17 protein-coding genes and 2 riboswitches are annotated in these 18,909 nt (G+C 35.2%); of the genes, 9 read left to right on the forward strand and 8 right to left on the reverse strand.

The window, feature by feature from the left end; genetic code table 11:
• Nucleotides 1-85 precede the first annotated feature (85 nt).
• Nucleotides 86-613, forward strand: coding sequence for a hypothetical protein (locus MHI39_RS02085; RefSeq protein WP_058004176.1), 528 nt, complete (start codon nucleotides 86-88; stop codon nucleotides 611-613).
• 52 nt (nucleotides 614-665) lie between these two features.
• Here MHI39_RS02085 and MHI39_RS02090 read toward each other — a convergent pair whose 3' ends face one another.
• Nucleotides 666-1,349, reverse strand: coding sequence for a thioredoxin domain-containing protein (locus MHI39_RS02090; RefSeq protein WP_058004175.1), 684 nt, complete (start codon nucleotides 1,347-1,349; stop codon nucleotides 666-668).
• 407 nt (nucleotides 1,350-1,756) lie between these two features.
• Here MHI39_RS02090 and MHI39_RS02095 point away from each other — a divergent pair, with 407 nt between their 5' ends.
• Nucleotides 1,757-3,331, forward strand: a complete 1,575-nt coding sequence (locus MHI39_RS02095) for an IS1182 family transposase (protein WP_058006960.1) — start codon at nucleotides 1,757-1,759, stop codon at nucleotides 3,329-3,331.
• 97 nt (nucleotides 3,332-3,428) lie between these two features.
• Here the strand turns inward: MHI39_RS02095 and MHI39_RS02100 are convergent, their stop codons facing one another.
• Entirely contained in the window at nucleotides 3,429-3,965 is a 537-nt protein-coding gene (locus MHI39_RS02100; RefSeq protein WP_058004174.1) for a YceI family protein, read from the reverse strand.
• A 454-nt stretch (nucleotides 3,966-4,419) separates the two neighbouring features.
• On the opposite strand from MHI39_RS02100, the gene MHI39_RS02105 reads away from it, so the two are divergent.
• Nucleotides 4,420-5,802, forward strand: coding sequence for a glycine--tRNA ligase (locus tag MHI39_RS02105; protein WP_071977325.1), 1,383 nt, complete (start codon nucleotides 4,420-4,422; stop codon nucleotides 5,800-5,802).
• 37 nt (nucleotides 5,803-5,839) lie between these two features.
• Here the strand turns inward: MHI39_RS02105 and MHI39_RS02110 are convergent, their stop codons facing one another.
• Together MHI39_RS02110 and MHI39_RS02115 are read right to left on the reverse strand one after the other, a co-directional pair.
• Nucleotides 5,840-6,178 (reverse strand): DUF3231 family protein, encoded by a 339-nt coding sequence (locus tag MHI39_RS02110; RefSeq protein WP_342541409.1) that lies wholly within the window; start codon nucleotides 6,176-6,178, stop codon nucleotides 5,840-5,842.
• Complete coding sequence (locus MHI39_RS02115) at nucleotides 6,106-6,849, reverse strand: DUF3231 family protein (RefSeq protein ID WP_342540608.1); 744 nt, start codon at nucleotides 6,847-6,849, stop codon at nucleotides 6,106-6,108. The genes MHI39_RS02110 and MHI39_RS02115 overlap by 73 nt, the downstream gene beginning before the upstream one ends.
• Before the next feature lie 134 nt (nucleotides 6,850-6,983).
• On the opposite strand from MHI39_RS02115, the gene MHI39_RS02120 reads away from it, so the two are divergent.
• Nucleotides 6,984-7,481 carry a CBO0543 family protein gene (locus tag MHI39_RS02120; protein WP_342540609.1) on the forward strand — a complete coding sequence of 166 codons (498 nt, stop codon included), beginning with the start codon at nucleotides 6,984-6,986 and terminating at the stop codon, nucleotides 7,479-7,481.
• Between the two features lie 26 nt (nucleotides 7,482-7,507).
• On the opposite strand, the gene MHI39_RS02125 is transcribed toward MHI39_RS02120, so the two are convergent.
• Nucleotides 7,508-8,953 carry an amino acid permease gene (locus MHI39_RS02125; protein ID WP_180212814.1) on the reverse strand — a complete coding sequence of 482 codons (1,446 nt, stop codon included), beginning with the start codon at nucleotides 8,951-8,953 and terminating at the stop codon, nucleotides 7,508-7,510.
• 138 nt (nucleotides 8,954-9,091) lie between these two features.
• Nucleotides 9,092-9,281, reverse strand: a riboswitch (Lysine riboswitch).
• A gap of 97 nt (nucleotides 9,282-9,378) precedes the next feature.
• Nucleotides 9,379-11,199, reverse strand: coding sequence for an APC family permease (locus MHI39_RS02130; RefSeq protein WP_078110278.1), 1,821 nt, complete (start codon nucleotides 11,197-11,199; stop codon nucleotides 9,379-9,381).
• Nucleotides 11,200-11,311: 112 nt separating this feature from the next.
• A riboswitch (cyclic di-AMP (ydaO/yuaA leader) is annotated at nucleotides 11,312-11,456 on the reverse strand.
• Between the two features lie 237 nt (nucleotides 11,457-11,693).
• On the opposite strand from MHI39_RS02130, the gene tatA reads away from it, so the two are divergent.
• The 5 genes from tatA (at nucleotide 11,694) to MHI39_RS02155 (ending at nucleotide 17,004) form a co-directional block, all read left to right on the forward strand.
• A complete protein-coding gene (tatA, locus tag MHI39_RS02135) occupies nucleotides 11,694-11,861 on the forward strand; it encodes a twin-arginine translocase TatA/TatE family subunit (protein ID WP_278892426.1) in 168 nt (55 codons plus the stop codon).
• A gap of 239 nt (nucleotides 11,862-12,100) precedes the next feature.
• Nucleotides 12,101-13,171 (forward strand): AI-2E family transporter, encoded by a 1,071-nt coding sequence (locus MHI39_RS02140; protein WP_342540610.1) that lies wholly within the window; start codon nucleotides 12,101-12,103, stop codon nucleotides 13,169-13,171.
• Nucleotides 13,172-13,357: 186 nt separating this feature from the next.
• Entirely contained in the window at nucleotides 13,358-14,338 is a 981-nt protein-coding gene (locus MHI39_RS02145) for a TAXI family TRAP transporter solute-binding subunit (protein ID WP_278892424.1), read from the forward strand.
• Between the two features lie 196 nt (nucleotides 14,339-14,534).
• On the forward strand, nucleotides 14,535-15,074 hold the full coding sequence (locus MHI39_RS02150) for a DUF1850 domain-containing protein (protein WP_278892423.1): 540 nt from the start codon (nucleotides 14,535-14,537) through the stop codon (nucleotides 15,072-15,074).
• On the forward strand, nucleotides 15,043-17,004 hold the full coding sequence (locus MHI39_RS02155) for a TRAP transporter permease (RefSeq protein ID WP_278892422.1): 1,962 nt from the start codon (nucleotides 15,043-15,045) through the stop codon (nucleotides 17,002-17,004). Before MHI39_RS02150 ends, MHI39_RS02155 begins: the two co-directional genes overlap by 32 nt.
• Here the strand turns inward: MHI39_RS02155 and MHI39_RS02160 are convergent.
• Nucleotides 16,961-18,034 (reverse strand): GHKL domain-containing protein, encoded by a 1,074-nt coding sequence (locus MHI39_RS02160; RefSeq protein WP_342540611.1) that lies wholly within the window; start codon nucleotides 18,032-18,034, stop codon nucleotides 16,961-16,963. The genes MHI39_RS02155 and MHI39_RS02160 overlap by 44 nt on opposite strands.
• A gap of 60 nt (nucleotides 18,035-18,094) precedes the next feature.
• Complete coding sequence (locus tag MHI39_RS02165) at nucleotides 18,095-18,796, reverse strand: LytTR family DNA-binding domain-containing protein (protein WP_259548694.1); 702 nt, start codon at nucleotides 18,794-18,796, stop codon at nucleotides 18,095-18,097.
• Between the last annotated feature and the right edge of the window lie 113 nt (nucleotides 18,797-18,909).

The following is an 18,909-nucleotide window of genomic DNA, read 5'->3' on the forward strand; positions in this document are numbered from 1 at the left end:
TTATTAGCTTCAAAGATATTTAGGTGAATTTTCCTGTGGGAATATATGCTATTATTAGGAAAAAGTATGGACTCGGGAGGGTTAAATGAGGAGAAAAATTATACTGCTCTTTTTGTTGATATCCACGTTAGCAGCTTGTAGTATGGATAAAAATGAGGTCAAGGATAGCCCGTTATATGAAGGGCGAGATTTGACTATTGGTGTTGTTGGTAAAATACCTGATGTTCGGGAAAGGAACATTGTTTTTAAAAACATCGATTTAAATGATATAAGAAAAGGAAATCTATCCTCAAAATATGATGCAATCTTTATTATGAAGGAGCATTTAATAGAAGCAGCTAGAGCTCCATATGCAAAAATCTATAAAAATTATGGTATTCCATTTTTCTTTATTGAATCGAAAAAGTCCCATGTACCTTTCATTGAAGCAGAAATTGAATATGAAGCATTTCCAGATACAGATTCAGGTGAATATGCCTCTGGATATTACCACCTATCAAATGATACTGAGAAATCTTGGGGATATGGTTTATATAATGATACTGTAAATGAGGTAAACATTTTAGATGTTTTCTCAAGAATATTTATGACTATTAAAACAATTGATCAATAAGAGTTAATAAAAAAAGAAACCCTTGAAAAATCAAGCGTTTCTTTTTTTATTATTATTTTTTAGCCGCATCTTTCACTTCTTGAATAAATTCATCATAGGAACTGCCTGTGAATTTCTTTCCATTGATGAAGAGGGAAGGGGTGGAGTCGATTTTTAATTCGCTCACATAGGATCGATCTTTTGCTAATGCATCCTTATATTCCTTATTTTTAAATGCCTCTTCCACTTTCTTTACATCTGCTTCATTCACCAATTCAGCTAATGAATCTTTAAGGACTTTGAGAGTAAAGAAATCAGTTTTTTCTTCTTTAGGCTGTTTGCTATACAGAAGATGATGGAATTTCCAAAATACATCATTTCCAAGTTCTTGATAAACGGTTTCAGCAAATTGTGCTGAGCGTTCCGAATCCTTGTAAATGAATGGATAGTTCATAAAATATAATTTGGCTTTACCTGTTTCAATAAGATCCTTCTGAATCACTGGATAGACAGTATCATTAAAATCTTTACAAGCTGGACATTTGTAATCTCCAAATTCAACAATTTCAACTGGGGCATTTTCATCACCTTCAAATGGCTGATTACTATAATCAAATGAGAAGGTCTCGTCCTGTTTTGGTTCATCAGAAGATTGTTTACTTAAAAATACAATTAATGCAAGTAAGACTACAGCTACTACAATAACGATCCAAAAAAATGAACTTCCTGATTTATTAGCTTTTTTTGACTTTGCCATAATTGCACACCTTTACCATTATAGTTTCTAATTTAACGTAAGTTTTACATAATGTAGTTTGAAACGTCAAGTTATAGACCGCAATGACATGGAATTGTAAAAAATGGCTCTTTTCTCAAACATAGTTTCTATTTAGATGTAGTTATAACGTTACACCTCTCATTCCACTGAGAAAAGAGCTACAAGCTCCATAATAATTGCTAAATCGCTTTTGACAAGAGCAATCAACTATACGTGGCAGCCTAAAAAAGAGGCTGGGACAAAACCCACCTCTGAGATGAAAAAGCCGGTGAAATTTTACGACAAGTAAAATTTCACCGGCTTTGATTATTTTTTTAACAAAAATAAGGACCACTTCTGATAAAATTAAGTCACCACAACAAAATTATACAGAAAGAAGGATCCTTATGTTTAAAAATTATACCATGAATCAATTAGTTTTGCCTTTAGATTTAGAAGTAAAATTACAAAAAAATGATATTGCCTTTCATATCCATCATCTAGTTGAAAGTATTCCTCATGAAGTTTTCGAACCATTTCTGCGAAATGAGGGCTATCCTGCTTATCATCCACGCATGATGCTTAAAATTATTTTATGTGCCTACACCCAATCTGTCTTTTCAGGGCGAAAAATTGAAGCCCTATTAAAAGACAGTATCCGGATGATGTGGCTATCACAAGGGTATGAACCAAGCTACCGTACAATCAATCGATTCCGTGTTCATTCAGATGTGAAAGAATTAATTCGCCAATGTTTCGTCCAATTTCGTTGCCAATTAATCGAAGAAAAACTAATCGATCAAGAAGCAATTTTTATTGATGGTACAAAGATTGAAGCAAATGCGAATAAATTTACGTTTGTCTGGAAGAAATCGATTGAGAAATATCATCACAGTTTAATTGAAAGGTCAAACCAGCTATATAACGAGCTACTTGAGAACGAAATTATACCTGAAATTGAACGGGAAGGTGATGAACAATTATCATTGAAAGAGCTCGCTCAATTGGTAGGAAAAGTGGACAATGTCGTAGCTGAGTATGATAAACAAATTAAGGAATCATCAGACGTTCCAGAACGAAAAGCTTTAAGAAGTGAACGCAAATACCCGAAACAAGTGCGTAAACAGTTGATTGATTTTGTCTTACGAAAACAAAAATATCAACGAGACTTTGAAATTTTAGGCACACGTAATAGCTATTCCAAAACAGATCTGGACGCGACATTTATGCGAATGAAAGATGATTATATGCAAAACGGACAATTGAAAGCTGGTTACAATGTACAAATCGCAACAGAAGGGCAATACACGCTTGCCTATAGTTTATTTTCAAACCCAACAGATACACGTACGTTAATTCCATTTCTTGATGAAATCGAGAACCATTATTTCGTGTTACCGAAACATATTGTCGCAGATGCAGGTTATGGTAGTGAACAAAACTATAATGATATCCTTTTGAACAGAAAACGAGAAGCACTGATTACGTATAATCTGTATTTGAAGGAGCAAAAGAAAAAGTACAAACAAAACCCATTGAATCCCGACAACTGGCAGTATTGTGAAGAAACAGATACATATATATGCCCTAACCAGAAACGTCTTGAATTTCAATATCATTCTGTCCGTACTGATCGTACGGGATTCCAACGAAGGTTCAAGATCTACGAGTGTGAGGACTGTTCGGGATGTCCATTCCGTTCATCATGTACAAAAGCGAAAGAAGGCAACAATCGAAAACTAATGGTGAATGAACAATGGGAACAACAAAAAGTATATGTGAGAGCGAAGCTTTCAGAAGAGAAAACGAGCTCCATCTATCGAAAACGCAAAATCGATGTGGAACCAGTTTTTGGATTCTTGAAGGCTAATTTACGTTTCACTCGATTTTCTGTACGAGGAAAATCGAAGGTAGAAAATGAAATGGGACTCGCATTAATGGCCGTGAATTTAAGAAAATTCACGGCCAAACAACTACGGTAATAGAAGAATTAACACACAAAAATAGGAAAAGTTGAATTTGAGTTCGCTCAAATTCAACTTTTTCACTATTTGAAGCTAGTTATGTCCCAGCCTCTTTTTACGCTTCCTTCGCTGCTTCGATTTCAATAGCTACTTTTATTTCATCTCCAACTAGGACACCGCCAGTTTCAAGAGCTGCATTCCAAGTTAAACCATAGTCGCTGCGTTTGATTTTTCCATTAGCACTGAAGCCGATTTTTTCCGCTCCACTCATTGGATCTTTTGCTAATCCTTCGAATGTCACTGCAAATGTTTCTTCGCGTGTAACGCCATGAAGTGTAACATCACCTGTAACATTGTATTCATCTTCACCTGTTTTCACAATTTTGTTTGCTTTAAAGGTCATCGTTGGATATTGTTCAACATCAAAGAAATCAGCAGAGCGTAAGTGGTTATCACGATCTGCATTTCTAGTGTCGATACTTGCGACATCAATGCTGAAATCGATGTTTGCTGTTTCTAGGTTTGTTGGATCAGCTTCAACTACAGCAGAGAATTGTTGAAAAGCTCCTTTTACTTTAGATACCATCATATGTTTTACTGAAAAATCAATACTACTATGTGCTGTGTCAACAGTCCATTTTGACATTGTCATATTTCATTCCTCCATTTATATTAATTACTTAATGTAAGTTGCTATATATTTTATAGTTGGTGATTTAAATATAATTATATTTTCATAACCTCCATTTGTCAATTATTTTATGTAAAAATATCATATTTAATAACTTTTTTATAGTAGGTGTTAACAATAAAGAGCTACCGTCCATTGACTTATATTCCTCCATTGGGGTAATATAATCTTAAAAATATGGACGACATTGAAGGATCAATAGTAGCTAAATGTATTCTTTGCTAGCGAGTCAGGGAAGGTGGAAGCCTGATAAGAAGTTTTAGTGAAACGGCAATCTGGAGTCGTTGTAAGAAAGTGGATGTGTATATTTACACATCAACTGGGGTGGAACCGCGTGAGTATAGCTCTCGTCCCCAGGCTTAAACGAGCCTGGGAACGAGAGCTTTTTGATTTTTACGAAAAGGAGAGAATAACTATGGCAGTAACTATGGAACAAATTGTATCACATGCGAAGCACCGTGGATTTGTATTTCCTGGATCAGAGATTTATGGAGGTCTTGCAAATACATGGGATTATGGTCCACTTGGTACAGAGTTGAAGAATAATATTAAAAAGGCTTGGACTAAAAAGTTTATTCAAGAATCCCCTTATAATGTAGGTCTTGATTCAGCTATTTTAATGAACCCAAGAACATGGGAAGCATCTGGCCATATTGGTAACTTTAATGATCCGATGATCGATTGTAAAAATTGTAAAGCGAGACATCGTGCAGATAAATTAATTGAAAATGCAGCAGAAGCAAAAGGGACAGAAATTATTGTTGATGGGCTCCCGTTTGAAAAAATGGAAGAGCTTATGAAGGAATATGATATTGCTTGTCCAGATTGTGGTAGTAAAGATTTTACAGGGATTCGTCAATTTAATTTAATGTTCAAAACGTTCCAAGGTGTAACTGAAACGAGCACAAACGAAATTTTCCTTCGTCCGGAAACAGCACAAGGGATATTCGTAAACTTTAAAAATGTTCAACGTACGATGCGTAAGAAATTACCATTTGGTATTGCCCAAATCGGTAAAAGCTTCCGTAATGAAATTACTCCAGGAAACTTCACCTTCCGTACCCGTGAATTTGAACAAATGGAATTAGAATTTTTCTGTAAACCTGGTGAAGAGTTAGAGTGGTTTAATTACTGGAAGGAATATGCGAAGAATTGGTTATTATCACTTGGAGTAAAAGAAGAAAATCTTCGTCTCCGTGATCATTCTGAGGAAGAACTATCACATTATAGTAATGCAACAACGGACTTTGAATACAAATTCCCATTTGGATGGGGAGAGCTATGGGGAATCGCTTCAAGAACAGATTACGATTTAAAACAGCATATGCAATTTTCTGGTGAAGATTTTACCTATTTGGATCAAGAAACAAATGAACGCTATGTTCCGTATTGTATTGAACCATCTTTAGGAGCAGACCGTGTAACACTAGCATTTATGATTAATGCCTATGAAGAAGAAGCATTAGAGGATGGTACGTCGAGAACAGTTATGCATTTGCACCCAGCACTTGCACCGTATAAAGCAGCAATCCTACCATTATCGAAAAAATTATCTGATGAAGCAAGGGAGATCTTCGCTGATTTAGCTAAACACTATATGGTTGACTTTGACGAAACTGGTTCAATCGGAAAACGTTATCGTCGACAAGATGAAATTGGTACTCCATTCTGTATTACTTATGACTTTGATTCAAAAGAAGATCATATGGTAACGGTTCGTGATCGGGATACTATGGAACAAACTCGTCTTCCAATTTCAGAACTAAAAAGCTTTTTAGAAGAAAAAATTCAATTTTAATGAATAAGGAGGCTCCTATGGAAGCCTCCTTATTTCGTTATTCATTTTTTTCAAGAGCTCTTCGATCAGGAGCTGCAGGAGGTTCCTCTAACCAGCCTCTATTTACCATTAAGTCAAAACCATCCTTCGTATAGGACAGAATTTCAGCGATAATCTTACTAATTTGTACGGTTAAATCCGTTCGTAATGAAGTGGATAATGAATGCCCGAGCAATGAAATATCCAGTGCATTTAAAGTATTGAACAGATTCATTATTAATTTATCAGAAAAAGGGGAATTCTGTGAGTCTGTTACCTCCATATTTACAGTAGTGATTCCAAGTAAATCTTCCTTGAATAATAGATCATTAAAAAATTTAATTTGTTTAGTTGAAATTTCCTTTCCTTTCCTTTCTTTATAAAGTCCTTTACTTCCTTATCACGAACAACTTGCAAGCAACCCGTACATAACAGAATAGAAAAGTAGTTTCTTTCGATATTAAAGAAGATTTCAGTCAATTCATTAACATTTAATGGTCTTCTTTTATGAAATATCCCATTTATATAGGTTTCTTTTTTTATGTATTTAACTTCTGTAGGATACGGAATATTTGGGGGACGGTCATATAATCCCTTTGATAATAGTAAAACTACTGCATCTTCATATAGCATAGAAGCTTCAGATAATGCAGCTGAAAAGAAGGAAGTGATATCATGTCTTGCAGTATTTACAATGGCAAATGAGTAAAAAATCATATCCAATCTTCCCATATTATAAACAAAGCTTAAGGCAAAAGGATCATTAAACAGTGGTGGTGTATTTAGGTTAATATCCCTTTCTGTAAAACCGTTTGGAATGGGGATATTTTCCTCGTTAAATATAGTTATAATTTTTTGTATTCGTATATTAGTAAAATCCAGTGACTTTTGTAGAATTTTTTCAATCTCACTATCTTTAATATGATGAAGAAAATAAGTAATAAGGCACCAAGCCATTGTATTATTCATATAAGTTCCCCAAAGAGCTCCTATTTCGGGACTAGTTAGTTTTGTGTTCCGTTCCTTCATTTGTAATCACCTCTTTCATTTTTATTTTTTGATATTCGGCATTTTTTATCCGTTCAACCGCAAATAATTAGTGGATAGAAACTTCCGGCTTGGAAAAAATAATCATAGGCAAGAGACTAGATGGGAGTAATTAAATGAGCATCACAGTGACAGTTTTATTGTTGATTATATTGATTTGGAAAGGGTATCTAAAAAATTGGAGAGACTATCACACAACGTTATTATATGTAATTACTTGTAATTTAACTTATATTGTATTATGTAGGGACTATTGGCTTTGGAAATATCATTCCCCTTTTCTATCTGAAAAAGAAATAGAATTATTTAATGTCCTAGTTCTCCTACCATTATTATCCTTATTGTACTTATCCCGTTATCCAGAGGGGGTAAGGAAAATAAAAAAGTTTATTTTTTTAAGTAAGTGGGTTATAGGCTCCATGCTAATTGAAGGTTTATTTATTTACTTTAATGAGATTGAATTTGACCATGGATGGGGATTTTGGATGGAGCTTCCATTTTATTTCGTTATGTATACATTTATGAGATTGCATATGCTTAAACCGTTGCTTGTTTATGCTCTTTCCGTTATAACTGCTTTTCTTTTTCTATGGATCTTCCATGTACCGGTATAAAAAAAGACCGTCAGAGACGGTCAATATTAGTAATTTTTATTTGTACTAAAATCACATTCCTCAAGAGGTACGATTTTTGTTTTTTTAATGAACTTATAGCTTAACCAAACGATGATAAATAGTGGTAAACCGATATAAGAAATTAAAATACTTGTCCAATCAATATGCCCACCTAAAAATGATGAGTAATTTTGTCCTAATATAACAATTGCACATAGGATAAAGGCGAAGATTGGTCCGAATGGAAATAGCCTTGATCGATAAGGTAAGTCATTTAAATCACGACCTTGTGCCACATAAGCTTTTCTAAATCGATAGTGACTAATCGCGATGCCCAGCCATGCAATAAACCCTGACATTCCGGAAGCGTTGAGCAACCAAACATACACAACACCATCACCAAAAAATGAGGCCAGAAAGGCAATTGTTCCAACTAAAGATGTTACGATTAATGCATTAACTGGTACTCCGTTTTTATTCAATTTTGCTAAAAACTTTGGTGCTTTCCCATCCCGTGCTAAATCCCATAACATACGAGTAGATGCATACATCCCTGAATTTCCTGCAGATAATACAGCTGTCAGAATGATTGCATTCATTACTGATGCTGCAAAGGCAATTCCAGCTTTATCAAAAATAATAGTAAAAGGGCTCATTGCAACATCTTCCATCGCTAAATTTTTGTCAGTATAAGGGATAAGAAGACCGATTACTAAGATAGCTAATATATAAAATAAAAGAATACGCCAGAATACTTGTCGAACAGCTTTTGGAATACTTTTCTCTGGATCATCGCTTTCACCTGCAGCTACTCCAAGAAGTTCTGTACCTTGAAATGAGAATCCTGCAGCCATAAATATTCCAAGCATGGACATGAATCCGCCATGGAATGGGGCATCACCAACAGTGAAGTTCTTAAAACCTACAGGTTCGCCACCCATAATGCCGAAGATCATTAAAAAACCTGTAATAATAAATACCATAACAGTTATGACTTTAATGAGGGAAAACCAAAATTCAGCTTCACCAAATCCTTTAACAGATAAATAATTTAAGAGAAACATAATGACTAAGCAAATACTACTCCAAATTAAAGAAGGAGTATGTGGAAACCAGAACTTCATAATTATAGTGACTGCTGATAATTCTGCGGCAATTGTAATCGCCCAGTTATACCAGTAATTCCATCCAAGAGCAAACCCCAAAGAGGGATCAACAAATCTTGATGCATACGTACTGAATGTTCCAGATACAGGCATAAAGGCAGCCATCTCTGCAAGACTGGTCATTAGAAAATAAACCATGATTCCGATTAATAGATATGCGACGATTACTCCACCTGGGCCTGCTGTATGGATCGCTCCACCACTAGCCAAGAAGAGACCGGTACCAATAGTACCTCCAAGTGAAATCATCGATAGATGTCGGGATTTTAATTTGCGTTTTAGTTGAGGTTCTTGTTGATTATCCATGTAGAAATACACTCCCTTTTCATAATAAGCGTCGGACCTTAAGAGGTGGTCGCTTAATTGATTATTGGAAGGGTGGGGAATAAACAAAAATGCCACGAAAAAGATTTCGCGGCATTGTAAACACCCCGCATCATACCTTCCGAAGATAGCACAACACGTTCATTTGGAATCAATAAACGTGACAGTTCTGCTCCTATTTGGATACAGCCCCAGCCGATACACACAGAGATGTGTACAAGCTTCGGCAGTTATTCCTTTCAGATGGAGTTATCAATCTCTCTGGATCTCGTCCGTCTTACTCTTAATAACCGCGACCTCTACCCCATCGGTTTGATGAGGATTTTTTTATTTAGTTCATAATTTACTATTATAAAATAATTTTATAATAAATCAATGGTAAATTTTTTGAAACGATATTTTGGCTTCTATTTTTTAAATTTATACGGCAATGTTGAAACAACAATGTCCTTTTGCCACAGCAATCTGGCTCTTATCAATAGAGCTGATTGATTGTGTAAAATAGTGTGCCATCTTTTTTTAGGGATGAATTGTGGGACTAATACAGTCACCATATAATGCTTTTCTGTTGCTTTGGCTTGTATCGTTTCTAAAAATTTACACAAAGGATGAAGTATACTCCGATAGGATGAATAAAGTGTCACAAGGCGAACCCCATTATTTAATTCAGCCCATTGTAGCTCCATCTTTTTTTCATCTTCCTTATCGAAGGCAACATATACAGCAATTACTTGATCAGATAAAGATTTTGCATAATTAATCGAGCGATCCACAACCGTTGTTATTCCCGCAACAGGCACTATAAAAATGTTTCCCTTAATTTCTTCCTCTATATGCTTTGATAAACGTAGCTGTTCTCCAACCGCTGAGTAATGTTTTTTTATCTGATAAAACGTATATACAACAATAGGTAGGAAGATAATGACAAACCAAACCTGATGGAATTTAGTTACAAAAAGAATCGCTAGTACAAGAAATGAAATAAGTGCCCCTATTAAATTAATAGCAAGTTTACCAATCCATCCTTTCGGTTTTTCTCTTAACCATTTCATACTCATACCTGTTTGAGAAAGGGTAAATGGAATAAAAACGCCTACTGCATATAAGGGAATTAAATGCTCTGTTTTTCCTTTAAATGCTATGATGAGCAAAATAGAAGCAATGCTTAAAAAAATGATTCCATTTGAGTATCCCAAACGATCCCCTCTAATCGAGAACATTCTTGGCATATACTTATCCCTGGATAAACTGTAAGCTAACATAGGAAATGCCGAGAAACCTGTATTAGCAGCAAGTACTAATATTAATGCAGTAGTTCCTTGTACAAAGAAATAAAGGAAATTTCGTCCGAATGTTTGTGCTGCAATTTGAGAAATCACCGTTTCATTTCCTTTAGGAGCAATTCCAAACCAATAGGTTAAAAAAGTAATTCCCGAGAATAGAACAGCAAGAATAAATCCCATTAAGGCTAATGTTGCAGCAGCATTTTTTGCAGCCGGTGCTTTAAAATTTGGGACAGCATTCGAAATCGCTTCTACACCAGTCAAAGCTGAGCAGCCTGATGAAAAGGCGCGTAGTAATAGGAATAAAGAAATTCCTGCTACCGGTGTCCCAATGGATGTATGCAATTGTGGTGACACTTGCCCTGTTGCAATTTTAAACATCCCTACAAAAATCAGCATCACTAAAGCAAAAACAAATAAATAGATAGGATAGGCTAAAACTGCTGCAGATTCAGTTAAACCACGTAAATTTAATATTGTAATAAAAATGACAAGCATGACGGCAATAAACACATTATGCTCGTGCAAGATAGGAAACGCTGATGTGATGGCATCGGTTCCTGCTGAAATACTAACAGCCACGGTTAGTATATAATCAACTAATAAAGAACCTCCCGCAATTAAACCAGGATTGATACCGAGATTTTCCTTAGAGACAATATAAGCACCTCCACCCTGAGGGTAAGAGAAAATAATTTGACGATAAGATAAGGTAAGTGCTGCTAAAAGAAATAAAACGCCGATCGCTATCGGGATCGTATACCAGAAGGCTAATGTACTAATCGTCGCTAAAACGATTAAAATCTGTTCTGTACCATAGGCAACAGAAGATAAGGCATCAGATGAAAGAATAGCTAATGCTTTAAGTTTTGTTAGCTTTTGTTCGCCAAGTTCATGTGTTTTTAATGGCCTTCCAATTAATAAGCGTTTAAATGAACTGTACATAAATAAAGTCTCCTTAATGTAAGTCTGTTTGATGTCTTGATTATTTAAAATTGCACAGCAAAAAACCACAGAGGGATGCAGTCCTCTGTGGTCGATGATTCGATCACATAAACACTCCTCTCTCGCAACGCTTACGAGGTTAGCTGTCGGATTCGGGTATGAGAGTAACCCTACCTTTAAAAAAAGGATTCACCCCAAGTGACTAATAGCCACAATCATGGTTCCCCCGCTTCTTTCGAATTAAGCGATAAAAGATATTCATTTTTTTATATTGAAATATTACTCCCATCAAAAAAAGTTGTAAAGAAGAATTTTTTTCTTTTTTTTCGTCGTTCTTTTATAGCAGAATAAACAACATTTTCTGTAAAAAACGTCATCATTTGTCCATTTTAGTAACTTGAATTTCAAAAGTAATAGGCTTAAAATAGCCGTAGGCATAATGATTAAATTGAAAGATCGTATAAATCTAGTTTAAATACTTAGGAGATGAACAAATGGGTAACTTAGGATTCGGAGAAATTCTTCTTATTATTGTCATTGCCCTATTGATTTTTGGTCCGTCAAAACTTCCTCAGTTAGGTAAAGCTGCAGGTCAAACATTAAGAGAATTTAAAAAAGGTATGAGCGGAATCATGGATGACGACTCAAATGAAAAAAAATAATCTTATCTAATATGTACGGGCAAGGGGCTGTCTAATAAGGGGTCTGATCCCTCACGATGAACTATTATATAGAGTGATTTTGAATAAATTCATTCTATATACTGTGTTGTGGGGTCTGCCCCCTTTGCTTTTTAGACAGTCCTTATTTATTTTGGTGAAAATTTTTTAAAACGTCGGGGAAATTCCTTTTAACTTATGGGAAAATTCATTATCATAGTAAATAAAAGTAAATAGTAGAGGTGTTTAAAATAAAAAAGAAATTTTTTAACTTAGGGATAGGGATAATTATTGTTTTAATTATCATTTGGCTATTAAATCAAGTGAGTTTTGTCTTCACTCCATTGGTTATCTTTATTCAGACCCTGTTTATTCCGTTTTTAATTTCGGGAATTTTATACTATTTGGCGAGACCTGTTGTTAGGCTGCTAGAAGGATGGAGGATTCCAAGAAAACTAGCTATTATGCTGATATTTGTGATTTTGATTGGAATCGTCATTGCGGTGATTGAATTAATTGGTCCGTTATTACAAGATCAGTTTAAGCGGTTAATAGAAAATGTACCAGATATGGTAAAAGCCGCACAGGATGCTTTTACTTATTGGCAAAAAAATCAAGAATATATCCCTCAATTTGCAAAGGATATCATTGCAAATTTAACTACTAAATTGCAAACAAATGCATTGGCAACAGGGGGAGCGGTGGCCAAAGTTTTAGGAAATGTCTTTGGATTTATTTTCTCGCTAGTCATTGTTCCATTTATCCTATTCTATATGTTAAATGATCGGGATCGGTTTGTACCAAATGTGACACGCTTTTTCCCTAAATCAAAGGAAAAAGAAATTCGTTCCGTTCTACATGATATGGACAAAGCACTTGGAGGTTATATCCAAGGTCAATTAATTGTCAGCTCTGTTGTTGGGATTCTTTTATTAATTGGTTATTTAATTATTGGTTTGGATTATGCGCTGATTCTAGCACTCTTTGGTATGGCAACCAATGTCATCCCATTCCTTGGACCATTTATTGCCGCGACGCCCGCTATTATCGTCGCTTTTTTCCAGAATCCGATTATGGCACTTTATGTCGTTATCATCATGTTTGTCGCTCAACAAATTGAAAGTAATTTGGTATCGCCACAGGTCATGGGAAAAACATTAAATGTTCATCCATTAACCATTATTTTACTCATCCTTGTCGGGGGGAATCTTGCAGGTGTGCTAGGGATGATTTTAATTATACCGACCTATGCAGTATTGAAGGTTGTTGTTTTACACATCTATCAATTATTTAGGATTAGAAAAGTCGAATAAACAAAGGCACTCTATATTTGTAGGGTGCCTTTGTTTTTATGATCATATATTTGAATATTTATAATATATTTAAAATGGTACACTTTGAACTCTGGTTACGGTTTCAATTTTTAAATTTATTTGACAATTAGGACTCCTTTGATAAAATAACCTTGATAGAAAAAAATAACTAAAGGGGGAAATTTTATGAAGAGAAGAAGCCTTTTTCTCGGCGCGGTAATCATGCTCTCATTATCTATGATTCTAGCTGCATGTGGTGGCGAGAAGAAATCTTCTGGTGATGCTAAAGGGGATAGTAAAGTAAAACTATTAACCATTGCAACCGGTGGAACAGGGGGTACATATTATCCACTTGGTGGGATGATGGGGAAAATTATTAAAGATGAGACAGGAATAAATGCGGATGTTATTACATCTGGAGCATCGTCTGAAAATATGGCAATTTTAAAGGATAATAAAGCAGATATCGCATTCACTCAAACAGATATTGTAAGCTATGCAACAAAAGGTGAATTAATGTTTGATGGCAAAAAGATTGATTCACTTAAAGGGTTAGGAACACTCTATCCAGAAACCATTCAAATTGTTACAACAAAATCAGATATTAAATCGGTTGAAGATTTAAAAGGAAAAGTGGTTTCAGTTGGTGCGGCTGGATCGGGTACAAGAGCTAATGCAGAGCAGATTTTAGAAGCATATGGCATGTCATTTGATGATATTAAAGTTCGTGATCTTTCATTTGATGATTCTACAGCAGGCATTCAAGATGGTTCGATTGATGCTGCATTTATTACAGCGGGGACTCCAACAAGTGCAGTTGAGGGCTTGTCTGCTACAGATACAGTTAGTATTGTTCCAATCGATGCAGACAAAGCAGATGCCTTAATTAAAAAATATCCTTTCTACATTAAAGATGAGGTTCCAGCTGATACGTATAAAATTAAAGAAGCTGTTCCTACAATCGCTGTTTTATCTATGCTAGTTGTACGAGAGGATCTACCAGAAGATGTTGTATACAAAGTTACAAAAGCAATCTATGAAAATACCGATAAGATTAAACATTCCAAAGCTCAATTTATTAAAGCAGAGAGTGCTTTAAATGGAATGAGTATCGATTTGCATCCAGGTGCAAAGAAATATTTTGATGAAAAGGGTATTTCTCAATAATAATTGAGGGACTTGGGCTGACTCAAATATAAACGAGTCAGCCATTTAAACCTTCGCTCAAATTTTGGTGTGTTAAAGGTGGGGTTGTCGATAATGAGGTGAAAACCTCATGTTTTTAGACAGCCTCTTTCCTCATTAATGTGGATGACAAGCCTATTCGCATCCGAAATCTCCAAGCTAAGAAAAAGGTGTAGCTATGCTAGCCAGAAAAAAATATCTCTATTTGTTTATCGTAGTAATTTTCACCATATTGATCTTTATGGTTCCTTTTAAGAAAAGCATTGTTTGTAAAAAAATGCATTCAAAGGAAATCCTCGCTTTTATGCCCGTGCAAAAAGAGCAAACTTTTCAGATTCAATATACACATTCCATTCACCTCTCAGAGGTAAAAGAATCGTATAAGATCTTAAAAAATAATGACATCAGGCAATATGAATTAATGTATGATGATACATCTATTGGGATGCCTTCTGAGGCCGAAGACGGAGAAGTTTTTATTCAAAAAAATGGACATTATTATATAAAAAATATGAAAAGGGATTTTCGGAAATTTCATTTAAGTACGGGGCAGGTTGTCGCTAATCATCGCCTCATATACAAAAATAAAATCTATCCTTTTAAAAATTTTATTAAACCAGGAACCATCATAACGATTGAGGTTAAGAAGCTATCACTGCTTCAACTATTGAAAGGAGTGAACATCGTTGGAAAAGGAACAACTAAAGACGATTTCTGAAGAAGAACAACAGAAACTTTTAGAACAATTTGATCCAGAATCAAATACAAGAAAATTGAAAGGTGTATTTAAGTGGATTGTGTTCATTGGACTAATCGCTTTTTCAATCTTTCAAGTCTATTTTTCACTGTTTCAGGTATTGCCAATCCAAAAGCTATTATCCATCCACCTTGGATTTGCTTTAGCACTTATTTTCTTACTCTTCCCCGCGCGGAAAAAAACGAAAAAGAAATTTAGTGTTGCATGGTATGATTTAATTTTGTCTATTCTTTCAGTAGGCGTTGGTGCATACCTACCTCTAATGTTCGATACGATCGTAAACCGAATCGGGGTTATGACAACCCTTGATTTTACAGTGGGACTATTAGGGATACTTTTAGTATTAGAGGCAACGAGAAGAGCAGTAGGATTGCCGATTATGATTATTGCCCTAGTTTTTTTGGCCTATGCTTATTTCGGACCGTATATGCCAGGATTCTTTATCCATCGTGGATTAGATCTCGAGTCCATGGTGCAGACGATGTTCTTTACAACTGAAGGGATATTTGGCACCCCATTAAAGGTTTCCGGAACCTATATTTTCTTATTCCTTCTGTTCGGTGCATTTCTCATTAGAACAGGAGTTGGGCAATATTTCAATGACTTGGCGTGCTCCATTGCTGGAAAAAGAATCGGGGGTCCAGCGAAGGTTGCAGTATTTTCTAGTGCACTCCAAGGAACAATTAGTGGGAGTTCTGTATCTAATGTAGTAACATCAGGATCGTTTACGATTCCAATGATGAAAAAATTGGGCTACCGTAAGGAATTTGCCGGTGCAGTTGAGGCAGCAGCTTCAACAGGAGGACAAATCATGCCACCGATTATGGGGGCTGCTGCCTTTTTAATGGTTGACTTTATCCCGGGAATGACATATTGGACAATAGCAAAAGCGGCTGCTATACCAGCAATACTTTACTTTGCAGGGATTTGGATTATGACTCATTTGGAAGCAAAACGTACAGGTTTGAAAGGACTTTCAGATGAGGAAATGCCTGATCGTAAAGAAGTATTGAAAAAAATATATTTATTAATTCCAATATTAGTAGTAGTCGTACTACTATTTAGTGGTATGAGTATTATGAGAGCGGCATTATGGTCCATAGTTTCAACTGTTGTAGTGAGTGCGATTCGTAAAGATACTCGAATCGGTGTTAAAGATGCTATTATTGCTTTAGCAGAAGGAGCAAAATCAGCATTATCTGTTGCAGCAGCTACCGCTTGTGCAGGTATAATCGTAGGAGTTGTAACGAAAACAGGATTAGGCTTAAAATTAGCAAATGGTCTTGTTGATTTAGCAGACGAAAAATTATTACTGACACTAATTTTTACTATGATTACATCATTAATTTTAGGAATGGGTTCTCCGACAACGGCAAACTATGTAATAACATCAACCATTGCTGCACCAGCGATTATCGCTTTGCAAGTACCTGAATTAGCAGCGCATATGTTTGTGTTTTATTTCGGGATTGTCGCTGATATCACTCCGCCTGTTGCTCTTGCAGCCTTCGCTGCTTCTGGGATATCTGGTGGGGAACCGATACGAACGGGAATAAATTCATCAAAGCTTGCAATAGCGGCATTTATTATCCCATATATGTTTGTATTTTCACCGGAACTATTAATGATTGATACGACCTTTTTTAACTTAGTTTGGGTAATTATTACTGCTTTCTGTGGAATGATTGCTATTGGTGGATGCTTCATTGGATTTTGGTATCGAAAGCTAAATATTATTGAAAGACTTTTATCACTTGCAGGGGGATTATTGTTAATCTATCCTGAAGGTATTTCTGATATTATTGGTCTCTGTATTTTTGTTGGGATGATTGTTCTACAATTCTTAACTAAACAAAAGGATAAGAACATGAAAACACCAGCCAGTGCATGATATGCAAGCAGATAAAGGGGATGTCTGAAGTATTATGACATCCCCTTTGTATCGTTTGAAGATATTCCTCAACAATCGGAAACTTAACTTTAATAGCCATTTCATTGCCATTATAGGAATAGCTGATATTTCCATTATAACGCTTAATAATGTCATAAATAATGAATGTCCCCAGTCCCTCATGATTCCCAGCTTTAGTCGTTTGATTGAATCGTTGAAATAAATGATCGGCAATTTCGTTTGGCAATTCTGTTGTTGAATTCTTGATTTCGAAAATAAAGAACCCTTTTTGTTTTCTGGTTGAGCAAATAATCTTTTTTTCCTTACTAATTGCAGCTGCATCTAGTGCATTGTCTAGTAAATTAGATATTAAATTAACTTGGTCGACTGGTGGTAACGGGATATGGGATATTGGTTGATTCGAGTGTAAATTCAACTTGATTTTATCGTAATGAGACCGTGCGACAGCTTTTAAAAGAACAGCAGTCATGTGGCTCGATTCCCCTTGTATTGTGCCATTGACTGTTTGATAATCCTGTACCAAGGATTTCATATATTGATGTGCTTGATCATATTCTTTACTTTCAAACATATAATCCAAGGCATTGACATGCTTTAAAAAATCATGACGCTGTATACGTAAGTGCTGCACCGATTGATTGAAATGTTTTATTTCCTCTTGAATCGCATCAATTCTCCTTTGATATAGATAACTGTTTAAGCTAAGATAATTGATTAGATAATACATAAGATTCATTCCTGCGAGTAGGAAGATTACGCTAGTAATCTGTTTCGTCGCAAGTATACTTGCGATCATAAGTCCTTGGAAAAAGATGAAGCAGCAAAGAATAAGAAGGGATAGATCATTACTAATCGTCATTTTTCTTTTAAAATAGCCGAAGATGAAAACAGATACTAGTAAAAATATAATAGAAATAATAGCTGAGTTATGGGATTTTATAATAAACAATAAGGCTACTAGAATACTATTCATACTAAAATATAATAAATGAAGCAGGTTGGTTTTCAACACGGTAGCTCCTTTTGCAACTTGATATGTAAAGTCACTAGCCAGTTTTTGAGAAAGGTTTTAGTAATAATTTTTTTGTAATTGTTCTACATTCACTTTCGTCATCATGGCTGTTTTTTCAGTGTGATGGAAATGGACAATATAAGACTGTTTCGTGTAAAGAGAAAAGTTTTTGATATATTGTATATTAATAATAAAACCACGGTGTCCCCGAATAAAGCTTTTGTTTGTTAACTTTGATTCTAATTCCCCTAAAGTTTGATAGGTTTGGAATTCTCCTATTTTTGTGACGATTGTTGTTGATCGACCTGTTCGTTCAATAAAAATAATCTCCTGCTTTTCGATCATATGTATATCAGATTTATACTTTAACATCATTTTATCTGTTTCTAACTTCTCTGCATTGACGTGATTGAATCGATGAATGCCTTTTAATAACCGCTCTTTAGAGTAGGGCTTTAAAATATAATCCAATACATTCAACTCGAAGGCATGTACGGCATATGCACTATATCCTGTTACAAAGATAATACGAATATTTAAGGCATTCGTATGTACAAAGTCTGCTAATTCATAACCGGATAATTTTGGCATTTCAATGTCAGTAATGAGAAGATCAATCTCTGTTGTTTTCAGTAATGAGTAGGCATGTTCGGAATTATTCGTAGCGAAGACAATTTTAATCTCCTCTTCTTTTTCCAAAATCGTTTGTAGTTTTTCTAAATCATATGCTTGATCATCCACTAAGCCAATCTTTATCATATACCCCACTCTTTACCAATAATAATATTTATATTGTACCAGATTCATCATGAAATTTGACCTATTCATGACATGAAAAAGACGTTTTGCGACATTTTTGAAGTCGGGAAAAT

Source organism: Heyndrickxia sp. FSL K6-6286 (genome assembly GCF_038630395.1).
Taxonomy (GTDB): domain Bacteria; phylum Bacillota; class Bacilli; order Bacillales; family Bacillaceae_C; genus Heyndrickxia; species Heyndrickxia oleronia.

Coding starts and splice junctions, on each gene's coding strand:
- MHI39_RS02085 (WP_058004176.1), top strand. CDS start 86: ATGAGGAGAAAAATTATACTGCTCTTTTTGTTGATATCCACGTTAGCA.
- MHI39_RS02090 (WP_058004175.1), bottom strand. CDS start 1,349: ATGGCAAAGTCAAAAAAAGCTAATAAATCAGGAAGTTCATTTTTTTGG.
- MHI39_RS02095 (WP_058006960.1), top strand. CDS start 1,757: ATGTTTAAAAATTATACCATGAATCAATTAGTTTTGCCTTTAGATTTA.
- MHI39_RS02100 (WP_058004174.1), bottom strand. CDS start 3,965: ATGACAATGTCAAAATGGACTGTTGACACAGCACATAGTAGTATTGAT.
- MHI39_RS02105 (WP_071977325.1), top strand. CDS start 4,420: ATGGCAGTAACTATGGAACAAATTGTATCACATGCGAAGCACCGTGGA.
- MHI39_RS02115 (WP_342540608.1), bottom strand. CDS start 6,849: ATGAAGGAACGGAACACAAAACTAACTAGTCCCGAAATAGGAGCTCTT.
- MHI39_RS02120 (WP_342540609.1), top strand. CDS start 6,984: ATGAGCATCACAGTGACAGTTTTATTGTTGATTATATTGATTTGGAAA.
- MHI39_RS02125 (WP_180212814.1), bottom strand. CDS start 8,953: ATGGATAATCAACAAGAACCTCAACTAAAACGCAAATTAAAATCCCGA.
- MHI39_RS02130 (WP_078110278.1), bottom strand. CDS start 11,199: ATGTACAGTTCATTTAAACGCTTATTAATTGGAAGGCCATTAAAAACA.
- tatA (WP_278892426.1), top strand. CDS start 11,694: ATGGGTAACTTAGGATTCGGAGAAATTCTTCTTATTATTGTCATTGCC.
- MHI39_RS02145 (WP_278892424.1), top strand. CDS start 13,358: ATGAAGAGAAGAAGCCTTTTTCTCGGCGCGGTAATCATGCTCTCATTA.
- MHI39_RS02150 (WP_278892423.1), top strand. CDS start 14,535: ATGCTAGCCAGAAAAAAATATCTCTATTTGTTTATCGTAGTAATTTTC.
- MHI39_RS02165 (WP_259548694.1), bottom strand. CDS start 18,796: ATGATAAAGATTGGCTTAGTGGATGATCAAGCATATGATTTAGAAAAA.